The sequence below is a fragment of the Maridesulfovibrio sp. genome (assembly GCF_963678865.1).
In the GTDB taxonomy this organism is placed as follows: domain Bacteria; phylum Desulfobacterota; class Desulfovibrionia; order Desulfovibrionales; family Desulfovibrionaceae; genus Maridesulfovibrio.
Genome location: NZ_OY787459.1, coordinates 3258179 through 3280124, shown reverse-complemented (window position 1 = coordinate 3280124; position 21946 = coordinate 3258179). Strand labels below are relative to the sequence as shown.

General features: G+C 45.9%; 16 protein-coding genes, 1 tRNA gene and 1 pseudogene. 13 read left to right on the top strand and 5 right to left on the bottom strand.

Features of this window, described 5'->3' with window-relative positions:
• The first annotated feature begins 158 nt into the window (after window positions 1-158).
• From ACKU41_RS14945 to ACKU41_RS14935, 3 genes are all read left to right on the top strand, one after another.
• Window positions 159-2099: a protein kinase domain-containing protein gene (locus tag ACKU41_RS14945; protein ID WP_321401915.1), complete on the top strand. Its 1941-nt coding sequence runs from the start codon at window positions 159-161 to the stop codon at window positions 2097-2099.
• A gap of 66 nt (window positions 2100-2165) precedes the next feature.
• The gene (locus ACKU41_RS14940) at window positions 2166-3812 is read left to right on the top strand and encodes a DUF4384 domain-containing protein (protein ID WP_321401913.1); all 1647 of its coding nucleotides are present in this window, start codon (window positions 2166-2168) and stop codon (window positions 3810-3812) included.
• 32 nt (window positions 3813-3844) lie between these two features.
• Window positions 3845-5098, top strand: a complete 1254-nt coding sequence (locus tag ACKU41_RS14935; RefSeq protein ID WP_319778216.1) for a sigma-54 dependent transcriptional regulator — start codon at window positions 3845-3847, stop codon at window positions 5096-5098.
• Window positions 5099-5117: 19 nt separating this feature from the next.
• Here ACKU41_RS14935 and ACKU41_RS14930 read toward each other — a convergent pair whose 3' ends face one another.
• Complete coding sequence (locus tag ACKU41_RS14930; RefSeq protein WP_321401910.1) at window positions 5118-5873, bottom strand: hypothetical protein; 756 nt, start codon at window positions 5871-5873, stop codon at window positions 5118-5120.
• 295 nt (window positions 5874-6168) lie between these two features.
• On the opposite strand from ACKU41_RS14930, the gene ACKU41_RS14925 reads away from it, so the two are divergent.
• From ACKU41_RS14925 to ACKU41_RS14910, 4 genes are all read left to right on the top strand, one after another.
• Complete coding sequence (locus ACKU41_RS14925) at window positions 6169-7146, top strand: autotransporter outer membrane beta-barrel domain-containing protein (RefSeq protein WP_319778214.1); 978 nt, start codon at window positions 6169-6171, stop codon at window positions 7144-7146.
• A gap of 99 nt (window positions 7147-7245) precedes the next feature.
• A complete protein-coding gene (locus ACKU41_RS14920) occupies window positions 7246-9546 on the top strand; it encodes a caspase family protein (protein WP_321401907.1) in 2301 nt (766 codons plus the stop codon).
• 26 nt (window positions 9547-9572) lie between these two features.
• Complete coding sequence (locus ACKU41_RS14915) at window positions 9573-11405, top strand: adenylate/guanylate cyclase domain-containing protein (protein WP_319778212.1); 1833 nt, start codon at window positions 9573-9575, stop codon at window positions 11403-11405.
• Complete coding sequence (locus ACKU41_RS14910) at window positions 11402-12304, top strand: hypothetical protein (protein ID WP_321401904.1); 903 nt, start codon at window positions 11402-11404, stop codon at window positions 12302-12304. The genes ACKU41_RS14915 and ACKU41_RS14910 overlap by 4 nt, the downstream gene beginning before the upstream one ends.
• Window positions 12305-12386: 82 nt before the next feature.
• On the opposite strand, the gene ACKU41_RS14905 is transcribed toward ACKU41_RS14910, so the two are convergent.
• Both ACKU41_RS14905 and ACKU41_RS14900 read right to left on the bottom strand, forming a co-directional pair.
• Window positions 12387-14339 carry a glycosyltransferase family 39 protein gene (locus ACKU41_RS14905; protein ID WP_321401903.1) on the bottom strand — a complete coding sequence of 651 codons (1953 nt, stop codon included), beginning with the start codon at window positions 14337-14339 and terminating at the stop codon, window positions 12387-12389.
• 37 nt (window positions 14340-14376) lie between these two features.
• Complete coding sequence (locus ACKU41_RS14900) at window positions 14377-15822, bottom strand: glycosyltransferase family 39 protein (protein ID WP_321401901.1); 1446 nt, start codon at window positions 15820-15822, stop codon at window positions 14377-14379.
• A 264-nt stretch (window positions 15823-16086) separates the two neighbouring features.
• Here ACKU41_RS14900 and ACKU41_RS14895 point away from each other — a divergent pair.
• Window positions 16087-16163 (top strand) — tRNA-Asp (locus ACKU41_RS14895).
• A 137-nt stretch (window positions 16164-16300) separates the two neighbouring features.
• Here the strand turns inward: ACKU41_RS14895 and ACKU41_RS14890 are convergent.
• Window positions 16301-16411: pseudogene (locus ACKU41_RS14890) on the bottom strand (transposase); the annotation flags it as partial.
• Between the two features lie 159 nt (window positions 16412-16570).
• On the opposite strand from ACKU41_RS14890, the gene ACKU41_RS14885 reads away from it, so the two are divergent.
• Window positions 16571-17020 carry a GNAT family N-acetyltransferase gene (locus ACKU41_RS14885; RefSeq protein WP_321401899.1) on the top strand — a complete coding sequence of 150 codons (450 nt, stop codon included), beginning with the start codon at window positions 16571-16573 and terminating at the stop codon, window positions 17018-17020.
• A 594-nt stretch (window positions 17021-17614) separates the two neighbouring features.
• Here ACKU41_RS14885 and ACKU41_RS14880 read toward each other — a convergent pair.
• Window positions 17615-18499 carry a LysR family transcriptional regulator gene (locus ACKU41_RS14880; RefSeq protein ID WP_321401897.1) on the bottom strand — a complete coding sequence of 295 codons (885 nt, stop codon included), beginning with the start codon at window positions 18497-18499 and terminating at the stop codon, window positions 17615-17617.
• 137 nt (window positions 18500-18636) lie between these two features.
• Here ACKU41_RS14880 and ACKU41_RS14875 point away from each other — a divergent pair, with 137 nt between their 5' ends.
• From ACKU41_RS14875 to ACKU41_RS14860, 4 genes are all read left to right on the top strand, one after another.
• Window positions 18637-19242 carry a LysE family translocator gene (locus ACKU41_RS14875; protein WP_321401895.1) on the top strand — a complete coding sequence of 202 codons (606 nt, stop codon included), beginning with the start codon at window positions 18637-18639 and terminating at the stop codon, window positions 19240-19242.
• Between the two features lie 285 nt (window positions 19243-19527).
• On the top strand, window positions 19528-19863 hold the full coding sequence (locus ACKU41_RS14870; RefSeq protein WP_319778209.1) for a zinc ribbon domain-containing protein YjdM: 336 nt from the start codon (window positions 19528-19530) through the stop codon (window positions 19861-19863).
• A gap of 283 nt (window positions 19864-20146) precedes the next feature.
• On the top strand, window positions 20147-20665 hold the full coding sequence (locus ACKU41_RS14865; protein WP_321401892.1) for a DUF2087 domain-containing protein: 519 nt from the start codon (window positions 20147-20149) through the stop codon (window positions 20663-20665).
• Window positions 20666-20806: 141 nt separating this feature from the next.
• Window positions 20807-21943 (top strand): HAMP domain-containing sensor histidine kinase, encoded by a 1137-nt coding sequence (locus ACKU41_RS14860; protein ID WP_321401891.1) that lies wholly within the window; start codon window positions 20807-20809, stop codon window positions 21941-21943.
• The last annotated feature ends 3 nt before the right edge of the window (window positions 21944-21946 follow it).

The window sequence follows — 21946 nt, the reverse complement described above, 5'->3', positions numbered from 1 at the left end:
AGGAACGATTAATGTGTTATAGGAATTATGAAAATATGGCGCAAACCGTGCTTGTACGCACTTCCGCCTCCAAACTATAACGGCAGAGATCCGGAAGCAGCCCCCCTGTTTCCAGAGTTGAACCTCCCTTTCTATTTTCAAACAAACGGAAGAAAAAAATGTACAAAGTGGGCGACACTGTACTCGGTAAATACATAATCGATGAAGCTCTGGATATGGGCGGCGGTATGGCCGACATTTATTTCGGCCATAACAAGGATCTTGGGTTCAAGGTCGTAATCAAACGGCTTAAGAAGAATTTCGTTGAAAACAAATCCGTACGGGAAAAATTCAAAATCGAGGCAGTCACACAGTCCAATATCGACCACCCGGGAATTGTAAAAGTTATTGATTTCGATTCCGATAATTACTGCATGGTAATGGAATACGTGCAGGGCAAAGAAATGAGCGACTGCATGGATGCTCCCATGCAGCAAAAAGTTGATATGTTCATCCAGGCATTCAAAGCCTTGCAGGCCGCACACGAAATAGGGGTGGTCCACCGGGACATAAAGCCCGCCAACATGTTTGTTACCAACAAAGGGCAGGTCAAGGTCGCAGATTTCGGGATAGCCAAACTCATTGGAGAAGAAAATTCCGAAATGACAACTATGGGAGTAGGAACCGCATCCTATATGTCCCCGGAACAGATTCGCGGAGAGATGGTCAACGAAAGTAGTGATATCTACTCCATGGGGGTGGTCATGTACTATCTGCTGACCGGGAAAAGACCTTTCAAAGGCAATACTCCGCAACTCACCGCCATGATGCATATAAATGATCAACCGCCCACTTTTGAGGAAATGGGCAGTACTGATATCCCCCCGCAACTGGAACAGGTCGTCCAGAAATGTTTAAACAAGAATCCGAAAGACCGTTATGAAAACTGCACCGCCGTAGCAACGGAACTTAAAGAGATACTCGAATCCTGGGACTCTCCAGCCGCCAGCAGCAAAAAAGGCGGTCAGGGCATATCCAAAGGCCTGATCGCAGGAATTGCCGTGATCATTGTGGGCATCGCTGCCGCCGCCTTCTTCTTTATTTCAAAGGGACAGGAGCCTACCCCCCCTGCAAAACCGAAAACAGCACAAATTGAAATAGATTCCCCTGCCAAACAGGCTGAGCCTGAACCGGCCCCGAAAAAGGTTCAGCCAGAACCTCAGCACGAAGCAGTCACAGAGACTCCTGTAGTTACCCAACAGGAACAGGACAGGGAAGAAATCAAGACAGAGGTAAAATCAGATGCCCCTGAAATTCCATTTCGTCTGACACCTATGCCTCCGGCACTTAAATCTGAGTCACGCTACTTTGTTGTCGAAGTCGAGGGCAAGGCACCAAGTTCAGAAACCATGGTAGAGGCACATGAAAAGGCGTTGCTTGAAGCCAGACGTAACGGACTGCAACAGGCAAGACGGTTCGCACAGCTGCACTACGGAACCAAGGCAGCACACAACTGGTACAACCTCATTTTTCCTGACAACATCAATGAAATAGAGCTGATGGATATCAAGCAGGGTCAAAAGAAACTTAATGGAGAGTACATTATTAAAGGCAAGGCCAGTGTTCCTTTCAAGGCTGTATTCAGTTCCGATAAAACAGAACGCTACGAATACAGCAGCAAAGACGGTCTACTTATGAACAGGCTCTGGACAGACCGCTCCTCCTACCCGAAAGGAGCGCATATCAACGTGATTATGCAGGGCAACAAAGATTATTATTGCCTTGTCGCCTTTGTTGCCTCCACAGGGGAAATCATCCGTCTACTGCCCAACTCCAACCGGACGGAAAAAATCTTCAAGGCCGGAACCATGTACAGGATTCCTAACTCGGAAGATGCTTTTTCTCTTGAGGTCGCTCCTCCCTACGGAACAGAACGCATAGTGCTTTTTTCATCGACAGTACCGTTGGGGAACGTTGAATTACAGAATGTGGGAGACAGCCTGAGTCTTTTCAGCGGGACCCTAAATGAATTCCGGCACAAACTGATGGATCTTAAAATCAGTCCAGAAAATTCCGCAGAGTTCTTTGAAGGCACTTGGGAAGTGACAACAGGTCCTTAAAAAGGATATTGTAGAAACAATCTCTGGCATTGAATACAAAAAGCAAGCTGTTCGGAGGGGAGAAAAATGGCTGCAGATAAAAATGATGAAAAAACATATGTACCTAATGATAACGATGACGAAAGCACTGCTGTAAATATCAATGCGGAACAACCCGCTGACGAAAGTGCTTTAGATGAATTTTCATCCCTGCTGGACATGGACGAGGATTCTCCTCTGCCCGAAGCAGCAGAGGAACCGGAATCAAGTCCTGAGCCGCCGTCAGAACCGGCCCCTCAGAACAATCCCGAACCTGACGATGACAAAACGCAGCTCTTTGCCGAAGCGGATGAGCCTGCGGAACCTGAACCTGAACCTGAACCTGAACCTGAACCGGCTGAGCAAAAGACCCCGGAACCGCAAACCGAAAAACAATCGTCACAGACAGAAGACAAAGCTGATCCTCCGACCAAGATTGGCCAAATACTTCAATCCATATCTGAAGAAGACAGCTCCGGTGCGTCTAAAAGCCCGACTTTCCGTACTCCGAAAAAGACTGCGCCACCTGAGCCCCCGAAGAAAGAAAAGCCAAAACCAGCTCCGGCACCCAAGGCACAGGTCAAACCCGAGCCCAAAAAGAAAAAATCCGGCAGCATGATGATTATGCTGGCAGTTGTTCTTGTTTTGGCTCTTGCCGGCGGTGGAGCATATTTTTTCCTGTCCAAAGACAGTTCTGAAGAACCCGTTGTAGAAGATATACAAGTAACCGAAACCATCCCCGAACCGGAACCGACTCCGGAAGAGGCTCCGGAAATGACCACGGAATCGGCTCCAGAACCTGAGCCTCTTCAGGGAAAAACCGCAGTCGGTCAGGAAAAACCTCCCGTAGCGGAAGAAATGGTAGAAGAAGAGTCTGTCATTGCGGAACCTTCCGAACAGGAAACCGTGATGCAGCAGGAGCCTGCTCCCGCAGAAATAGCTGAACAGGTGGAGGAAAAACCTGCACCGCTTCCTGCACCGGACTTACAGGAGTGGGGGGTTGTGTTTGCGGTTTCCGGAAGTGGCAGCAGTGCATCATCCGCACTTTCCGATGCAAGGAGCAACGCCGACGCAGAGCTGCAGGGAATTCTGGAACAGATCAAGGAGGAATCCCCGATCCCCGTATCCCCGAATGCGATTTCCGGAATTGAATTTCTCGGCAAAGAAGAAAAGAACATTAACGGCAATACGGAATCCACCGTTCTGGCAAGGGCAAGTTACACCCTTGGCGCCGAAAATGAGCCCTCTGAACGAGTGGTTCCGGTGTTGACATCGCGGATATGGACCGACTCCAAAACCTATCATGAAGCCGAAAAGATCAGCGTAAACCTAAGAACCAACCGCAATTGTCACGGTGTCGCCGTTTTTGTGGCCAACAGTGGTGAAATTGTACGACTGCTGCCCAACGAAAACAGAAAAATCGAGTCTTTCGAAGCAGACCGAGAATACATAATCCCCGGTAAAGGTGATGCATTCAGCCTTGAAGTAGCTCCTCCCTTTGGCGAGGACCGAATCATTTTCTACGCTGCCAGCCAACCTCTGGGTAAAATAAAATGGACTGATGTAGGTAACGGACTGGCTATTTACTCCGGGTCCCTTTCACAATTCGAAAATAAACTCTTTAACCTGTCCACAGTTGAAGGCAAACCGGTCTGGACCAGTAAATCGGTTTGGAACATAACGACTGAAAAGTAGTCATTCGTAAAGCAGAAAAAAAGAGATATATTATGATAGATGATTTTGCTTTCGATGACATAGACGACTTCTACCCGGCCCCTTCGCGGACAGAAGAACTCACTCCGCAGGATAGACTGAATGAAAACATCGCCCGGATAGAGCTGCTTAAAATAAAGGTCATGACTCTTTCGTGCATCACCCATGAAGATCAAGTATCGTTTATTAACGATCTGGACACGCTGCGGGAAGCATTTGTGCAATCAACACTCCCCGGACCGGCATCCCCGGCGGGTGCAGTTTCCATGGGGAAGATATCCGGGGCCGGAACTGATGCGCTGGAAATTGAAGGTATTCTCGGAAATTCTCAGCCTATCCAAAAGATTATACGCACTCTCTCCAGAGTTGCAGCTACAGACATGACCATGCTTCTGGAAGGTGAAACCGGATGCGGTAAAGAACTCTTTGCCCGTATCATCCACCTGAATTCCAACCGCAGAAACTTTTTGGCGGTTAACTGCGGGGCCTTTGCCCCAAACATCATTGAGTCCGAGCTTTTCGGCCATGTGAAAGGGGCATTCACCGGAGCAGTCTCAGACCGCAACGGAAAATTTGTAGAAGCGGATGGCGGCACACTCTTCCTTGATGAAATAGGTGAACTTGAACTTTCCGCACAAGTAAAACTTCTGCGTGTGCTTGAGACAGGTGAAGTGCAGCGCGTGGGCTCTGAAAAAACTACCCGCACCGATATCAGGGTAGTTGCGGCTACAAACCGCAATCTTGTCCGCATGGTGCATGAGGGTTCATTCCGGGAAGACCTGTACTACCGCATAAACACCTGCCCCATTATTATTCCCCCCTTGCGGGATAGGCGCGACGAAATCCCGGTCCTGCTTAAATACTTTCTGGAAGACTTCTGCAAGCATGGGAACAGGAATATGCCTGAAATTGATAAGGATCTATATTCTTATATACTCAATGACTACCCTTTCCCCGGCAATATCCGCGAACTTAAAAATCTGGCCCAGTTCATCTACTGCATATACGATGGCACCACCCCGGTGACCATAGAAGATATCCCGGCCCATTACCGATCTACAATTGTGAAGGAAATGATGAACGAAGAGAACGAACAGCTGGACTTGCTCCAAGCCCGTCAGGATGCAGAAGTAGCTTCGCTTATAAAATTTCTTGAGAAAAACAAAGGGAATATCGTCAAGACCTGTGCCGAATTGAACATTTCCCGTTCACGGGCCTACCAACTGTTCAATAAGTATGAAATCGTCCCGTCTGATTTCCGCCGCTGACCATTCTCCGGACGTACAGCTACCGGACTGATTCTGTCTTATAAAACCCGGCACACAGGGACGGCCAAACTTCGACCCACCCTTTTGCATGGGTACAGCCGGGAATAACCCGCACACGGCTTCGGCAAAAAGCAGTTGCTTTTTTCTGATACGCCTTAGCAATATCAAGAGGCATAATTCTATCCTCGTCACCGACATAATGCAGCTGGGGAATCGAACAATTTTCTTCAACCACATCAGCAGAATTAAGCGAGCCATACAGAGGACTTACTGAGTGGAAATCAGTCCAAGCTTTATGGTCAAGATTTCCTGCGACGGTCCTTACTGAAATAACATCTGTCCGCTCGGATGCCACCAGCAAAGCCACGGCCCCGCCCCCGGAATATCCGACAAGCTCCACCTTCTTCACACCGGTCATATCCTTCAACTTATCGATAACCTCTTCAGTAGAGAGCACTACTTCTCGGGCAAATCGATGGGAGGTCCAAAAAGAAGTATCACACCCCCGTCCGTCATCCCCCCCCGTAAACTGACAGGGTCTGGCCACATAGGCTACCACTGGCTGCGGATCAAGAACTGCCAGCTTCAGGGCCAGAGGGTTTCTGGGTGAAGGGTCATCCGACGGCTTATACCGTCTGGCCCAAGCACTTCCATCACCTTCAATATAAACAACTATTTTATCAGCGCCTGTCACATTTTTCAAAAAAACAAACTGGTCAAAATATGATGTTTTAAGGACCAACGGCTCAAAGCCGGCCGAAACTCCGATATTCATGGCGTTATTCAGAGGATCTTCATGTATTGAACAAGCAGACAACAGAAATGCAAAAAACAAAAAAAACAACTTATTGACCATAAGTTTATCTCTCTAAATTTTTATAAAAATAACTATTTCCGGGCATATTGTTGAAGTATCATAGTAATTGCAAATCTAGCAAAACAGCAAAATGCGGAGAAAGCCAGTCAAATCAACGCATGTAGCCATTTTTTTTAAAAAAAAAATTGCTTATCCATCAAGATGTGGGTATAAAGATTTGACGAGATATAATTCCAATGGAGGTAACCTACTAATGAAACTTAACAATTATCTCAAATGCGCGTTGCTGCTAATAGCGATGCTTCTTTGCATTCCCGGAGTCGGGCAGGTGAAAGCTGAAACGTCCAGCTCCAGCTCTTACGACTCCAGTTCTCCTGTATGTGAACAGGTTGTAACTAGGGAAGAAAAAGCTGCTGAAACAGCCCGTACAACCACCCAGATCATCTCAACCCGTGTTATGAACGTGTTCGCACCTTCTCCGAAAGTCAGCACCAGCACCAGCGGTGTGAACTCCGGTGATGCTTTCGGCGAACTCGGTATGGGCGTATGGGCTCTCGGTGCTTACTCCGAAACCTATGTGAACAAGTCCGGATACAGATCCGACTCCGACGTGGGTATTGCCATGATGGGTGTTGATAAACTCCTGCTTGACGACAAACTGGCAGTGGGTATCGCCGCCGGTTACGAAAACACCTGGAGTAAAATTACAGCTACCGGATACAAAGAAGACGGTTCCGGTTATTCTGTTTCTCCTTATGCTGCATACCGCGTAAATGACGCTTTTACAGTAAAAGGTATGTTCAGTGCCACTTTTACAGACTACGATGCCAACGCCAACAACCCGGATTACTCCGGCACCAGACTTGTCGGTGACGTAAGCGGTGAATATGCATGGCGTATCGCCGGTTTCATTACATCTTTCGAAGCTGGCTTCATGTACATGAATGAAGACTACAACCACAATATCGAAGACACCTATCTTGGGGAAGGTCGTCTTTCCGGTAGAGTCAGCTACGCATTTGACAACGGCTTTGAGCCTTACTTCCGTGGTACCTTCTATCAGGAACTTATCAACAACAATAGAGCGCACATGGAAGACCATCTCTGGGAAGGCGCTCTCGGTCTTAACTACTACATCGGAAGCTTCGCGATTTCTGCAGAAGGTTACGGCGCAGCCAACGAAGACAAAAACAACGTAGGTGGTTCCCTCCTGGTACGCTTCGACTTCTAATTTTAGAAGATCAAGCAAAATATACGATCTGAAATACTAACATAAAGGTCCGGTTTCTTCATTGAGAGGGACCGGGCCTTTTTAATTAAGGGGCGAATTATGAAAAACAAATATATTATCAGCAGTGCAGTAATAATCCTTCTCAGCGCATTTTTCATAGATTCGGCCCATGCACGATTCCCTTCCCGTGGAGCTCAGGCCGCAAGAATGACCCGGTCTGCAATTTCCCGGGCACTTGACCTCAGAATAAGGCCGACATTGAATTTCGAAAAAATCATTGCCGGTCCGGTCTCCTCACTGGCCTTGAGTGCGGATGAACATTATCTGGTAACCGTCATAGGGAAAAACAAACTGCGCTTATGGGACCTGAACGCAGGACGGGAAGTTGCTGTCAGCAGTGCGGCACAAGGGGACATTATCAATGTGGAAATTTCTCCTGACTCCACACTCTGCTTTTATACCTGCTCAGACGGTTCTGTTCACTCTTGGAATCTTAAGACGCTTGAATCCAAAGTCTACAAATCCTGCCCGCCATCCAATTTAATCGCCTTCCATAAGGACGGCCGGGTGGCTGTAGGAGGTCTTAAAGGTGAATTGAGCCAGTTCAACCCCGCAGACAGCAAAAATATCAGTATCCATAAGATAGGGGACAGCCCCTTTCAGGCCATAGAAATAAACGAGGCCGGCCAGGTCCTGCTTGCGACCGGCAAATCTATTTATATTGTCGACAAAGCATCCAGCAACGTTGTGGATAAGATTTCTACCGGCACCACTCCAACAGCCATAGCCTGCGACGGCAACACCCTCATCTGGGGAACTAAAAAAGGCCAGCTTGTGGTGTGGAACCTTAAGACAAACAGTCAGGCCAATATTTATAAGAAAATAAACGGAACAATCACCAGTATTGATATAAACAGTAAAAGCAGAAAAACAGTCTGCGGTACAGAAGACGGGAGATTGTACTCTGTAAACCTCAAGAACGGTAAGACTGAGGAAATCGGCGGACACTCCCAAAAAATTACTTTTGTACGCATGGATAACATTGCGGAAAATGCCCTCACTGCTTCTGAAGACGGAACATGCAAACTCTGGAACCTGAAATCAAAACAACTTCAACTGACAATGGTCTCAGCTATCGACGGCTGGGCTGTCGTAGACAGTAAGGGACGTTTCGACGGCACTCAGGCTGCATTGGAGGGAGTCGAATGGCAGGACGGAGAACACGTCATCAATATCAATAAATTCTCTCAGGTTTACTATGAGCCGAACCTGCTGCCACGGGTCATGGGCGGTAAATCCTCCGAGCTGAAAGACGTTGATACTGTTTCCGAAGGAATTCACCTTGCGGCCAATGTTGAAATTAACGGTAAGGCCAGAGGCGGGCAGGACGCAATTATCCGTGTTGTAGGCAGTGATCAGCAAGGTAGCGGTATCCGTGATGTAAAATTGTACCAGAACGGGAAACGTGTTTCCGACGGCAAGGGAAAAACCACTACAAAGGAAACTGAAGACGGTAAAAAAGAACTGATCAGTGAATACAATGTAACCCTTGGCAGCGGAGAAAACGTTTTCTCTGCAGTGGCTGTTAATGATGAACAACTTGAAAGCGATCCTGCAGAGATCGTAATTAAAAGCGGAAGACCGGAAGCAAAAAGGAATATATGGATCGTAACCATCGGGGTCAATAAATACGCTATCGCCGACCTCAACCTTGACTACGCAAGGCCGGACGCTCAATCCCTGTATAAATATTTTGACGAAAACACCCAACTCATGGTCAATAAGAAAAAACTACTTGCCCTGTACGACGAAAAAGCAAGCAGCCAAAGTATCAATAAAGTTTTCAACACCTTGCAATACATTCCACGTGATGACCTTGTCGTAATCTACATGGCCGGACACGGTATTATTGTGGACGACGAATGGTACTTCCTGCCTTCTAATATTAATGCGGCAAGTGAGGAGCAGGTTCTCAAAAACGGTATTTCCACCAAAGAATTAAAACAACATGTAGAGTCCGTGGGTGCGGACCGGGTAGTGCTTTTTCTTGACGCCTGCCAATCCGGTGGAGCTCTCTCACCGATCAAAAACTTCAAGGGCATTAAGTCCTTGAGGATGCTTGCCCGTGATGTGGGAGTACATATTCTGGCTGCAACAGACCGCGAACAATTCGCTGTAGAGTTGGAATCCCTCGGACACGGTGTTTTCACCTATTCCTTGCTCCACGCTCTGGATGGTAAAAATATCAAATCCAAAACTGATGATCAGATAATCACAATTCGTGAAATAATGACCGCTGTGGAAAGAGAGGTTCCGGCACTAAGCAAAAAATTTGCCAACTACGCCCAGTTCCCGGTTTCCCATTCTCGTGGTAATGACTTTAACCTGCTGAAAAAATAACCGGGCCTCAGGGGAATCCGCGCGAAATGCTACACTTGGAAACAGCACAGCTGAAAAAATACCTGCCTGCCATTCTTATTGCGAATGCTCTGGTAGTATCACTACTCATATGTTTTGCGGGTTCGCGGGGATATTTCAGCACTGTTCAGGAACTCATTCTTGATAACGTGCAAGGTCTCCGGTCCCGGATAAGCCCTCCTCCACCCGCTGATGTAGCGATAATCGGCATAAGCGACCAGACTTTCAGGGAAGAAGAATTCCGCAAGCCTTTCCTTCTCTGGCACAAAGATCTGGCCGCTTTGGTCGGGGGAATGCAGGCTGCCGGGGCAAAGGTTATCGGGCTGGACTTCCTCCTGCCCGATGTCCTTTTTGATGATTACGTTCCCGGATACAGTAAGGTCTGGCTCAAAGCCATATTAAAATCAAAAATGTCCGGCACCCCGGTAGTGACCGGCTTCATGGATCTAGGCAGTTCTGTAATTGCCCCCCACTCCTACTTTCTGCAGGCTCTGGGTAAAAACAACTGCGGCTATTTTAACCTGACCACAGATGATGACGGTGTAATCAGGCGCCAGAATCTATGGATTAAAAACGGAGAAGGTAAAGTTATAGACAGTTTCTCTCTGGCAGCCTTAAAAGCTGCCGGAATAAAAATAGAGAATCTGCCCCACCAGCTACGCATCAACTACAGGCCGGAATCCCATTTCAAGATATTTGAATTCGCAGAAATAACCCGCAGGATAAAAGATAATGACCTTGAATACCTGCGCAAAAATTTTGCAAATAAAATAGTCTTTGTTGGAGCCATGGACATCCGCAATCAGGACCGCCACCCGACCCCCCTTTTTAATTTCACAGAACGCAAATCCCGCAAATCACCCGGAGTGCTCATTCAGGCCCAGATATTGGAGACAATGCTGGACGACCAGCATTTTCAGGATCTTTCACAGCTGCAAAAATGGGGAACCATTTTCCTGCTCGCGCTCCTTGCCAGTGGTTTGGTAGTTCTTGCTCCACCAAAGCTGACCTTTATCTGGGCACCGTTGCTCATTGTCGGCTACATCACGGCCAGTGGGTACGCTTTTTTCAATTACACCGTCCTACCGGCTGCATCAGGTTCGTTTGCCATAGTTTTGAGCTATATTCTCTCTATCCTGCTTAAGGAAGGCGTTCTCAGTGCCGAGCAGCGCAGGTTGAAAAAAATTTTCCAGCGTTATCTTCCGGCTTCTGTAGCTGAAAGCCTGCTGGAACAAAATGATGCAGATTTTTTCAAAGGAGATTACCGCCGCCTGTGCATCCTTTTTTCCGATGTACGCAGCTTTACCACGTACTCGGAAAACAGGTCTCCCAGAGAAATCGTCAACAGGCTCAACCGTTATTTTGAGTCCATGGCAGAAATCGTCAATAATCATGGGGGGGTTGTAGATAAATTTATCGGCGATGGACTACTGGCTTTTTTCGGTGTGCTTGATTCCGACACCTCCCCCAGCATGAGCGGGGTGAAAGCGGCCATGGAGATGCAACAAACCCTGATCGAACTGAACCGCGAATGGACAAATGCCGGGGAGGTTGAATTCAGAATAGGTATCGGCCTGCACACCGGCGATGTGATGGTCGGTAATATCGGCAGCAAATACAAGGCTGAATTCACTGTCATTGGAGATGCTGTGAACCTTGCTTCAAGATTGGAAAGCATGACAAAAACCGTAGGTGCTTCCATTCTTGTCAGTGAAGCGGTACAAGAAGATATAAAAGACCTTGTAGAAGTGGAGTCATGTGGCAAGGTAAAAATTAAAGGCCGCAAAGAGGAATATGTCTACGCGGTCCGCGAAAACATGTTCAATACGGAGGAAAAATGATTAAAAAAATTTTATTTATAGTATTCATTCTGGTTATGGCAGTATCCTCAGCTATGGCTGGGGGCAAAACAACCATGCTCATATCTTTTGAAGGAAGTGGAGCGGCATACAAAGACGGTCCTCTGGCCGGAACAAAACTGGAACTGCTGGAATTCATAAACCCGATGGAAGAGATCTCCGTGCCGTCCGGTTCAGCCGTAACCCTGAACAACTTTGAATCATCAACCATTGAAAAAATAGAAGGCCCCGCGACCTTCATAATCAGGGAAGGACAGATCGAACTGCTCTCCGGCAAACAACCTGAAAAAAAATCAACTTCCTTCATGCCCTCAGGCTCCGGCGACAAAATAGCTAAAAGTCAGGTCGTCAATTTTGGAACGGTTGCCTTCAGAAAGCCGCTCAAGGCCCATGGAGAACAAAGCTTTGTAAATGTCATTCCCGGCAGTAAAATCAGAATCAAATGGAATTGCACAGGCAGCTCTTCACCGTACACTGTCAAGTTCACCGAAGGAAAGGGAGCTAACGCTAAAAGCACAGTCAAAAAGGTTAAAAAAAGTTATCTGAACATTCCCGCTAAAATGCTCCAGTCCGGAAAGACTTTTACATGGGAAGTCTGTGCAGCCGGAAAAGATGAAGCCATAAAAACCGGATCGATCCGGGTAATAAACGCCACCCAGCTCAATAAGCTCAAAAGTGCCCAAAAAGAAATCAAGAAACTCCCTGAGGATGATCTGCTGGCCAAAAACGCCATGGAAGTCAGCCTGTATATTGCCTGCGGCATAAACATGGATGCCGCGAAACTGCTCTCTCAGCTTTCAAAAAGCTACCCCCGCAATGTTGAATTGAGCAGGATGCTCCAACATCAGTTGCAAATAATCGACGGACTCAGCAACTATTAAACAGCCATAAGCAACCATTAAAAGACCTCCCTCTCCTGCATCGTTGCAGGAGAGGGAGGTCTTTTATTTAATTCTTTACTCCCTAGCCGTTATTCTGAACTGAGAATTCATCTTCAGGCTCCCAATGAACAAGATAAACATTTATCACTACCCATTTTATGGTTAGCAACTCGATTTTTTCAACCTTGATCCTGTTGCTGATTTTAGGGGGCATTATTTTGAGATAGGCCTCAAATTCAGGATACTCCTCGGGATCAAGCAAGAGTACCGCATCATTGAATCCGGTATTCCTAAAGAAATTATAGGCCGGATATTTATCAGCATCAGCATGCTCCCTGCAGAACACCTCCCCTGCCGTGCCCGGCGCAGAAAGGGCCTGAATAAATTCCGCAGGTCCGGCTTTATAGCCCAGCGAATAGCTGGGCTTGCCATCCTGCGAAATATTTTTAATGTAATAGAGCATATCCGGGAATTTTTTAACAAAATCCGGCCGATGCAGAATCAACGTTTCTCCCTCCGCCACTTCAGCCACACGGTCAATGAGAGCCTTCCCCAGTATGGGATAGGGCCTGTTCTCAGCCAAGGAAGTATAGGACGGCAACGTCTGGTAGTAGAACGGCATAACCCCGGTAATTGCCAAGGCACCTACAATAATATGAAGAACCGGCCTTTCCCTCTGCATAAGACTGACCACCAGAAAAACAACCAGAAAACAGCATAAGGCTATGAAGAAAGGGAGCATCAATTCCATGTATTGCCCAACAGGCACCCTGTCCGATAAATTTACACTTACGCTTGAAAACTTGAAAGAGCGATAACTGAACAGTCCAGCAATTAAGCAAATCCAACCAAAACCCACGGCAAATAAATTGCGGTATGTTTTGTCCCGGCAGGCGTTCAACAACCAATTACTGATTAAAATTGAAAGCAAAGGCAGCATAGGAAGCATGTACCGCTTGGCCTTAAGCTTGAAGAACAGGGTAAAAACAAGCAGGTAGATCAAAAAAACGCAAACCATGAAAATAAGTTTCTCATCGTGCCGCTTTTTTATCTTCTCCCAGATATCATTTGCTGTTCCAAACAGGTATGCCCCCCAAGGAAAGAAGATAGAGGTCAGGGTATCAAAATAAGGATCAAATCTGTTCAGCCTGTACAAAAATTTGGAACCGGTAGCGGAAGTATTGTGCGAAAGATCTCCCAGCATTCCCGAAAGGTAGTTTATACCGCTACTGGACTGCACGGCGCCAAGCCAGAGCAGAAACGGAATACTTCCGACAATAAGCCACAGTAACAAGATTTTGTGCTCCTGCCTCAAAGCATGAGCAAGCCCGTTGAAACTTAGTGAAGAAAAAAAAGTTACTGGCTTACCGGACTCATCAAGTCTACGCTGATTAGCACGTATTCCCACAGCCAAAGCATACCCGGCCATGGGTAAAAAAACGCAAGGGCCCTTGGCCAGCATCCCGAGTGCGGTCAGAATCGTCCCGGCAGAAGCTGTCCGCACAGACTTGTCCCCCAGAAACCTCTTCAAATAAAAATAAATTATCCAGGTCATGGTGCAGGCGAAAACAACGTCTACTTTCATCATTACGGACATGAATTTAAAAAGCACTGAGCTTTGCAGAATCAGTCCGGCAAGCAATCCGGTACCCGGACCAAAAAGTCTGCGTCCTATCAATGCCGTGCCCAGCACCATTAAAATGGAGCAGATAACCGCAGGCAGACGCAACAGGAAAAGAGCATTGCCTCCGAACCCATCATATGAAGCCAGCCATGCAAACGGGTACATAACCCAATAGGTCAATGGAGGTTTTTCCATCCGGGGTATCCCGTCAAACATAGGGGCGAGAGGATTCCCAGCTGAGACCATTTCGTAGACCGCACGGGCATACTTGGGCTCATCAATATCATAGAAATAATTCAACCCTGATCCATAAATGGACACAGCCGCTGAAAATATAAGCAACAGCCCAATAAGAAAAGGCCACTTCCGGCGACAGAAGCAGTCAAACGTTGATTCTTTTTTCGGTTCCATACTGCTAAATTCTGGTTATTGATGGTTTAAATAAAATCTACTTCCTGAAAAAAAGATACAGACTGGCTTCGTCTACCCGAGAATAATTCTCTCGCAAAAAGCTATCTTCCTCCAATTTCTTGAGCGGGACTTCACGTAGAAGGACCGCCTCAGGCTTCAACTCTCTGATTGACCGCAGGATATCAGAGTCATTAAGCAATCCTGAAGCTCGGCGCTTAAAAGACGTAACGGCAAGATTAGGGGGCACAGTATAATCAAACAGGAATGCATACATCTGCTGATCCGTAACCAGCAAAGGCTGATGTGAATATTTAGCCCGTTCCCGCTGCATCCTATCCATTATGAATACAATCTTTGAATTAGGTAAGGCTTTAGAGATCCATTTATCCATCGCCTCTACCCGGTCCACGCAGGAGTTAACATAAAACAGCCCGCAGACGGTCAACACAGCAGCTGACTGCTTAAAAACACTCTTTTGGTCCTTTGATGCTGCAAGCATACGCTCGACAATACCGACCATGCCGACCCCGGCAAGTAAACTAACCGGTAAAAAGAAAAATGGATAGTGATGAATCCAGAACGGATTATGACTAAGGTGGAAAAGAGCGGCCAGCACAAACCAGACCGTGATCTGCAAAGTGAGTTTTTCTTTTTTGCGATAAATCATATCCAGCCCGAAAAAGGCAAGAACCAAAACAAGCACATCTTTACGGAGAAGTTCCAGAATAAAACGGAACGACTCTTCACGGCTGACCAGCAGGCCAAGATCTTGATTCCAATGCGGGAAAAGTAACATATTGCAGTAAGTATCAAAGCCGGGCCAGAACGGAATCCATATCAAGACATAGCCCAGCGCGATACTGCCACCCCAAATGCACAGATTGCGCAGTGAAAAGGGCTTCCATAACAGCCAGATTCCCCCTATCAATCCTAAGGGCAGCGTGATCAGTTTTACCTGCAATGAAGCCGCAAGCAGAAGCCCGGACAAGGCAATACGCCATGCTTTGGTTTGAGGGGAAGCCCCCAGCAGAAGAGCCATGGAAAGCGCCCCGAACATCAGGCAGGGCAAACCCACAAGGACACAAAAACTCAACTGCAACGAATAAGCACAAAACACAAAGGTAATACAGGAAGTTAGGCCGCAAACCGCCCCTTTCCACCCTTCTGCAAGACGACACCCAATATAATAAATGGCAGCCAGCAATATGGAATAGAAAAAAACCGAACTCAAGCGCACCCAGTATACAGAGTGCCCCGCAAAACTAAACAAATGTTGTAAAATCCAAGTATACAAAGGAGGTTGGTCGCTCCAGATTTCGCTGTATATGAGGTGCCCCTCTCCCAGCAACTGGGCTTTGATTAGATTATACCCCTCATCATGGGTATCCATCTGAAAAATGGTATCAAGCGGCAATTGAGAAATGAATACCAGAAAAAGAATAAACAGCAGTGCAGCTGGAAAATGTCGCTTTATGTCAGTCATAGCCGAGTTATAGCCGATACATTACAAGTTTACCAGCTATGAAGACCAGTAACATCAGCCTTGCTGCAAGATTCCCTCACGGGGAATAAAAAAACAAGATAAACAAAATAAGTTTTAATTCTAAATAGTTATGTGAAATAAATTCCGCGAGAAATACTTATAAACAAATTGCAACATTATAATTGCGGACGATTGCTGTTTTGCATAGAACCTTTTTCACGAAAGCGCAATTGAGCGTTGCTTAACACGCTTAAAGATATATGCGGAGCCGTAGTTAAGTTGGTTATAACGCCGGCCTGTCACGCCGGAGGCCGAGGGTTCGAGTCCCTTCGGCTCCGCCACTTTTCCGAAAAGGATATCAATCATTTAGATTGGTATCCTTTTTCTTTTTGGTGCGGGCAAAACTGATCACACCAAATAAAGGGGCACCAGCCCGATTGGTCAAATTCCCAGCCATTAATTCTCGTCTCGACAATCCGCACAAAATCAGCACACGCAGCCGATAGTTTTCGAATTTTCTGAACCCGTATGCCTGCCTCGGGATGATCTTTATTTTGCGGTGAAATCCTTCAGTTGTTCCGTTGCTTTTGACCGATTACTTCTCATCGCCTCTTCGACAAAAACAAATAAAAATCAAGACATTAACAACCATACTCTTTTTATTTACTGGGACTGCCTATATTCTGTATGCTTAAACGATTAATACCTTACGGGATATTACCGCCAATTATAACAAGGAGAATGTGTCGTGTTAAAGATTGTTGCAGTCTCTCCAAATAAGGTGCCGATGCATCTATTACTCGAGGCTGATCCTTCTGAAGACAGCATTAAGAGATACCTTGATACGTCATTATGTTACCTTGCTTTGAAGTCAGATGTGCCCGTTGGCGTATGTGTATTGGGGCGTACTGATGAGGCAACTCTGGAACTGTATAATATTGCCGTTTGTCCGAGTGTTCAGAATCAGGGAGTCGGTACAAAATTGTTGTCTCATGCTATAGAAGAAGCAAGAGCTAAAGGCTTCGAGCGCATTGAGCTGGGAACCGGGACGTTCGGTTATCAGCTTGCATTCTACCAACGCGCAGGGTTCCGGGTAGAAGCAGTGATTAAAAATCATTTTGTCGACAATTATGCTGAACCAATTTTTGAGTTGGGCATCCAACTCAAGGACATGCTTCGCTTAACCCTTCAGCTGTAGCATCCCTCCTGTCACGCCGGAGGCCGCGAGTTCGGGTCTCGTCGGCTCCGCCACTTTTCAAGAAAAAGGATACTAACCTAACCGATTAGTATCCTTTTTCTTTTTGGTGTGTCCTGAAACCACAGGACACATCCATCGTACACATTATTATTTTTGGATAGTAAACCCGCATGGTTGGAATGTGCGATTTTGCCACGGCTTCCGGATAAATGCACGTATCATCTCGGATTCACTTGGGAAGTGGGATGTGTCAGGTTTTGAGACGTGAAGCTCAGATTTAATATAGTCCATCGCCCTCTAGGGCTTGATCAATATTGTGGTCCAGTTCTTTCCAATAATATTCATAAAATCTACCCTTTCCAAAAAACATGTACACGGAGCCTTCCTTCGAATCGTCTTTCAATCTGGGAAGTTTAATAATTGTGTATTGCAATACGCTCTTCGGTATCACTATTCTTACACTCGGAAAAATGTATTAAAAGACGGGAACTTAATCGATGTGGCCGGACAGGCGAAAGAAACCGGATTCAAAGTCCCAGTGGGGGGGGGGCTGAGTCTGTATGAAAGATACATCACGTGTAAAATACAAGAATGCTAGTCGTTTCCTTTCCACACTTCATTAATCAATTTTAAAAGAATTAAAATTTTATTATCCATTTTACGACGTTTGAGGCAAAGAATGTAGAGTTTAAGGGTCTCAGCCAGCTTTTTAACAGGAAAGATTTCGTATTGTGATTTTACATTTTCTATCTTGCTTGTGGGCATTATAGAGAGACCAACTCCGTCTGAAACTAATTTTAGAATTGATGCCTCCTGATCGACAACAATCGCTTTGAGTGGGGTTTGGTTGATGTCTTTAAAAAAGTTGGTAAGAACTATATTTAACGGGCAGTGCTCACTTGTCCAGATCCACGGAAATTCGGCAATATCCTTTTCCGATTTGCCTTCTAAGCGTTTGCGCCACTTCTCCGGTGCAACAATGGCCAAATCTATTTCTCCAAGGAATTGCACATCTATTCTATTGTCATTTGGAATACTGTAGGAGAATCCTAAAGCAATTTTCTCATAGTTCAATTTTTCAACAACATCCCAGCTCATCGATTCTTGCACAGTCAATAAAATATCAGGGTATTGATCTTTTAGTTTTGTATATATTTTTTCCAAACGCAGAAGAAGTGGATCTGTGTTAACTCCAAGGACTATCTCACCATATGATCCTCCTCTCAATTTTTCCGCTTCTGCATTGAAGTCTCTCAGTCCGCTCAGTACAACATCAGCTTTTATCTTTAGTTTTTGGCCTTCCTCTGTAAGATTCATCCCTTTTGGGGTCCTCTGAAAAAGAGAAAGATGCAATTCTTCCTCTAAAGATTTGAGTTGGGAACTAATTGCTGGTTGACTTAAATTTAAGCGAGCAGCAGCCCGAGTCATATTTCCTTCTTCTGCCAATACGACAAATGAAACAAGCTGATATAACTCCATTATTGTCCTTTTTAAATCGACTATATCGGATGTTAATAAGTAAAATTTATACGCTCAATTAAACCATTTGATTGGATCTAAAAATACGCTTGTACTATTAAAAACCATTCGCCTAACAATCTCAAAAAGGAAAGAGCATGTATACACAAATTGCAGCAATGTGCATTTTCGCACTTTCAATGTCCATTACTCCAGGTCCGGTAAATATGGTTATTGTCGCTTCGGGAGCAAACCACGGATTGAGAAAAACATTACCTTTTGTCTCAGGTGCGACTATCGGTTTTATTCTATTGTTAATTGTTCTTGGCCTCGGGCTTATGCAAATTGTAACCACCCACCCGATTCTTCTGAAATATCTCGCGATCGCAGGCTCTATATTTATTATCTATTTAGGATATAAAATAGGAACAGCTCGACCTGATATTTCTATAGAAGAGGACAGTTGTCCAAGTTTTAAGCAAGGCTTACTTATGCAGTGGCTCAACCCGAAAGCATGGATCGCATGCATAGCCGGTTTATCAATGTTTATGGATGATAAATCACTTGACCCACTGTTAATTTTCTCAATTCTTTATTTTGTGATATGCTATCTGTCTCTTTTTATGTGGGCAATAATGGGTAGCAAGGTTGGTTTATTGCTAAACACCCCCAGAAGAATACGGTTTTTTAATGTGTCTTTAGGAAGTCTTCTAAGCGTATGCGCATGTTATCTTCTTTTTGATTTTCTTCATGCAGCAATTTAAAAACGATTTGTTCAAGAAGCGTGAGGATATCTTGAATAGAATTAATGGTTAACTTATTTTTTGAGTTGACCGTTTTCTAAGTTTTACGGGGTGCTTTTCGGGTTGCTGCCAGCCGGATTTGCCAATTTGTTTGTCTGATAGTGTTTTTATAGACTTTAAAAAGCTAAAAACAGCATCCACACATAGTTCTATTTTACAAAACCGGACAAATAGTAAATACTGCGCGCGGCTCGTTAAGCGAACTTGTTTTAAAACAAACAACAACTAAACAATATTTGGAATATCATGGAAAACTTACCTAATTGCCCACAGTGTAAATCGGAATATGTGTACTCAGACGGTAGTGTTCTTATCTGCCCTGAATGCGGCCTTGAATTTCAGCCCGAGGACGCAGCGGAAAAAGTGTATAAAGATGCTAACGGAGTGGTCCTTACCGACGGCGACACTGTAATCGTCACCCAGACACTTAAAGTCAAAGGTGCTTCTTCCGACATCAAAAAAGGTACAAAAGTAAAGAATATCAAACTGGTTGAACCTGAAGATGGAGTGCATGACATTTCATGTAAAATACCCGGCTTCGGTTCAATGATGCTTAAGACTTCAGTAGTCAAAAAAGCTTAAGCTCCCCTTCTGCCGTTGCAGACGGATAGCATCTGCTGCCAACAGCTCATTGCAATAAAAAAGGATACCTCTCAAATTGACCGGTATCCTTTTTTATTGCTTCTATTTTTCCACTAATGTAACGTTCTTTCCGGTCGGCAGTTCACCAAGGCGCCGTCGCCCCTTTTCGGGGAGCTAAACCTGCCACACATTCATCCCGTCCGACACTTATCCCGTGCCGAGTCGGAAGGACGGCCACCGGCAACCTCTTTTTTTGCGGAAGGCACGAAAGTAAGGATAAGACATGTCCCGAACTCAACTCCCTCTCATTATCAATGACATATCCGCGTTATCACGCAATCTGCGCAAACAACTGGAAGATGCACAGAGTCCCCCCGGCCATGTAGAAATGCTGAACCTGCTGGCTCGTGCCGGAGGTTACAAAAACTTCCAGCACCTCAAGGCTGAACAGGAAAAAGCACACAAGCTTCCCTCCGTCACAATAGACAAGAAACGGGTTAAAAAAGCGACCCGCTATTTCGATCTGAACGGAGTACTCAACCGCTGGCCCAAGAAACACAATCAGCGGATTCTCTGCCTCTGGGTTCTCTGGTCCCGCTTGCCCGCCCGCAAAGCGATGACCGAACTGGAACTGGATGAGCGGCTTGTTCTGGCGCACACCTTTTGCGACCACGCCATGCTCAGGCGCTGGCTGGTTGACGAGGGATTGATACTCAGAACAACCGACGGAAGCGAGTACAGACGTATTGAAAAACGACCTCTACCTGAAGCAGTAGAGCTGATCAAACAAGTTAACCGATAACTTCCCGGCAAACCGGAGGGGCTTGATGCACCTCCGGTTTGCTCTCCTTCTGCAGGGAGCAGTATGCATAACGCCAAAAATAAGCTATAAATCTATTCAGGACTGTAAATGAAATAAAATAATAGCCTGACGAGGTGACTGATGCCACTGCCCACCGACTTTGCTCCTGCTGAAAGATGCCCGCAGCCGGACATACAAGAACTGGCCGAAGACATTAAAGAAGCCTCGATGATTCCCGCCTTGAATGCGCTACCCGTGCCGCTCCTGATTATCAATGCATACAGACAGCTGGTTTTTTGTAATTCAGTTTTCCAGTCCTTCACAAAATGTAAAAATTCACAGGAAATAATAGGACTCCGGCCCGGAGAAGCTCTGGGCTGCATTCATGCCCATATCAACGCAGGAGGATGTGGAACCAGCAAGTTCTGCCGTGACTGCGGAGCCGCATCGGCAATAATCAAATCCCTTCAGGGAGTTGCCCACACTGAAGAATGTCGCATACTGCGGCACACCCCCGACTACGATGAAGCACTTGACCTGCAGGTCTTCACATCGCCCTTCAAATACCGGGAAAAGGACCTGATTATATTCACAGTTCTCGACATAACCCACGAAAAAAGACGGAAAAACCTTGAGCACATGTTTTTCCATGATGTTCTCAATCTGGCCACCGGGGCAAAGTATGCATCACAAATGCTCTGCAAAGTAGCCACCTCAGAACACATGAACACGCAGTGCCGGAAAATCAATCGTGCAATCACTCAGATGTCGGAAGAAATTCTAGCCCAGAAAGATTTCAGTAAAGCAGAAGAAGGGACTCTAAGAGTTTGCATTCAGCCCACATCCGCAAATGAAATCCTAACCCACCTCCGGGATATTTATTCCGGTCACCCTCTGTGCGCAGAGCGGCAGATTTCATTATCCGAGCACAGCGAGAATCCAATATTTAAAACTGACCCGACCATTCTGGCTAGAGTGCTGGGCAACATGGTAAAAAATGCTCTGGAAGCATCCGACCCCGGAGAAATAATTACCCTCGGCTGCCGGAAAAAGAGTGGCGAAATTCTTTTCTGGGTCCATAATGAGTATGTCATGCCGGAAAAAGTTCAGCGTCAGGTCTTTAAGCGCTCTTTTTCAACTAAAGGAGAAGGCAGGGGACTCGGGACATACAGCATGAAATTGCTGGTTGAAAGATACCTCGGTGGACAAATCTCATTTCAATCAACAGCCGAAACAGGTACAATTTTTTCAATACTATTACCTTCAATAGAGGGATAAAAG

Excerpts from the sequence above, each read along its gene's own strand:
- ACKU41_RS14910 (WP_321401904.1), top strand. The coding sequence starts at position 11,402 with ATGATTAAAAAAATTTTATTTATAGTATTCATTCTGGTTATGGCAGTA.
- ACKU41_RS14865 (WP_321401892.1), top strand. The coding sequence starts at position 20,147 with ATGTCCCGAACTCAACTCCCTCTCATTATCAATGACATATCCGCGTTA.
- ACKU41_RS14940 (WP_321401913.1), top strand. The coding sequence starts at position 2,166 with ATGGCTGCAGATAAAAATGATGAAAAAACATATGTACCTAATGATAAC.
- ACKU41_RS14905 (WP_321401903.1), bottom strand. The coding sequence starts at position 14,339 with ATGGAACCGAAAAAAGAATCAACGTTTGACTGCTTCTGTCGCCGGAAG.
- ACKU41_RS14860 (WP_321401891.1), top strand. The coding sequence starts at position 20,807 with ATGCCACTGCCCACCGACTTTGCTCCTGCTGAAAGATGCCCGCAGCCG.
- ACKU41_RS14915 (WP_319778212.1), top strand. The coding sequence starts at position 9,573 with ATGCTACACTTGGAAACAGCACAGCTGAAAAAATACCTGCCTGCCATT.
- ACKU41_RS14880 (WP_321401897.1), bottom strand. The coding sequence starts at position 18,499 with ATGGAGTTATATCAGCTTGTTTCATTTGTCGTATTGGCAGAAGAAGGA.
- ACKU41_RS14935 (WP_319778216.1), top strand. The coding sequence starts at position 3,845 with ATGATAGATGATTTTGCTTTCGATGACATAGACGACTTCTACCCGGCC.
- ACKU41_RS14900 (WP_321401901.1), bottom strand. The coding sequence starts at position 15,822 with ATGACTGACATAAAGCGACATTTTCCAGCTGCACTGCTGTTTATTCTT.
- ACKU41_RS14875 (WP_321401895.1), top strand. The coding sequence starts at position 18,637 with ATGTATACACAAATTGCAGCAATGTGCATTTTCGCACTTTCAATGTCC.
- ACKU41_RS14870 (WP_319778209.1), top strand. The coding sequence starts at position 19,528 with ATGGAAAACTTACCTAATTGCCCACAGTGTAAATCGGAATATGTGTAC.
- ACKU41_RS14930 (WP_321401910.1), bottom strand. The coding sequence starts at position 5,873 with ATGAATATCGGAGTTTCGGCCGGCTTTGAGCCGTTGGTCCTTAAAACA.
- ACKU41_RS14920 (WP_321401907.1), top strand. The coding sequence starts at position 7,246 with ATGAAAAACAAATATATTATCAGCAGTGCAGTAATAATCCTTCTCAGC.
- ACKU41_RS14945 (WP_321401915.1), top strand. The coding sequence starts at position 159 with ATGTACAAAGTGGGCGACACTGTACTCGGTAAATACATAATCGATGAA.
- ACKU41_RS14925 (WP_319778214.1), top strand. The coding sequence starts at position 6,169 with ATGAAACTTAACAATTATCTCAAATGCGCGTTGCTGCTAATAGCGATG.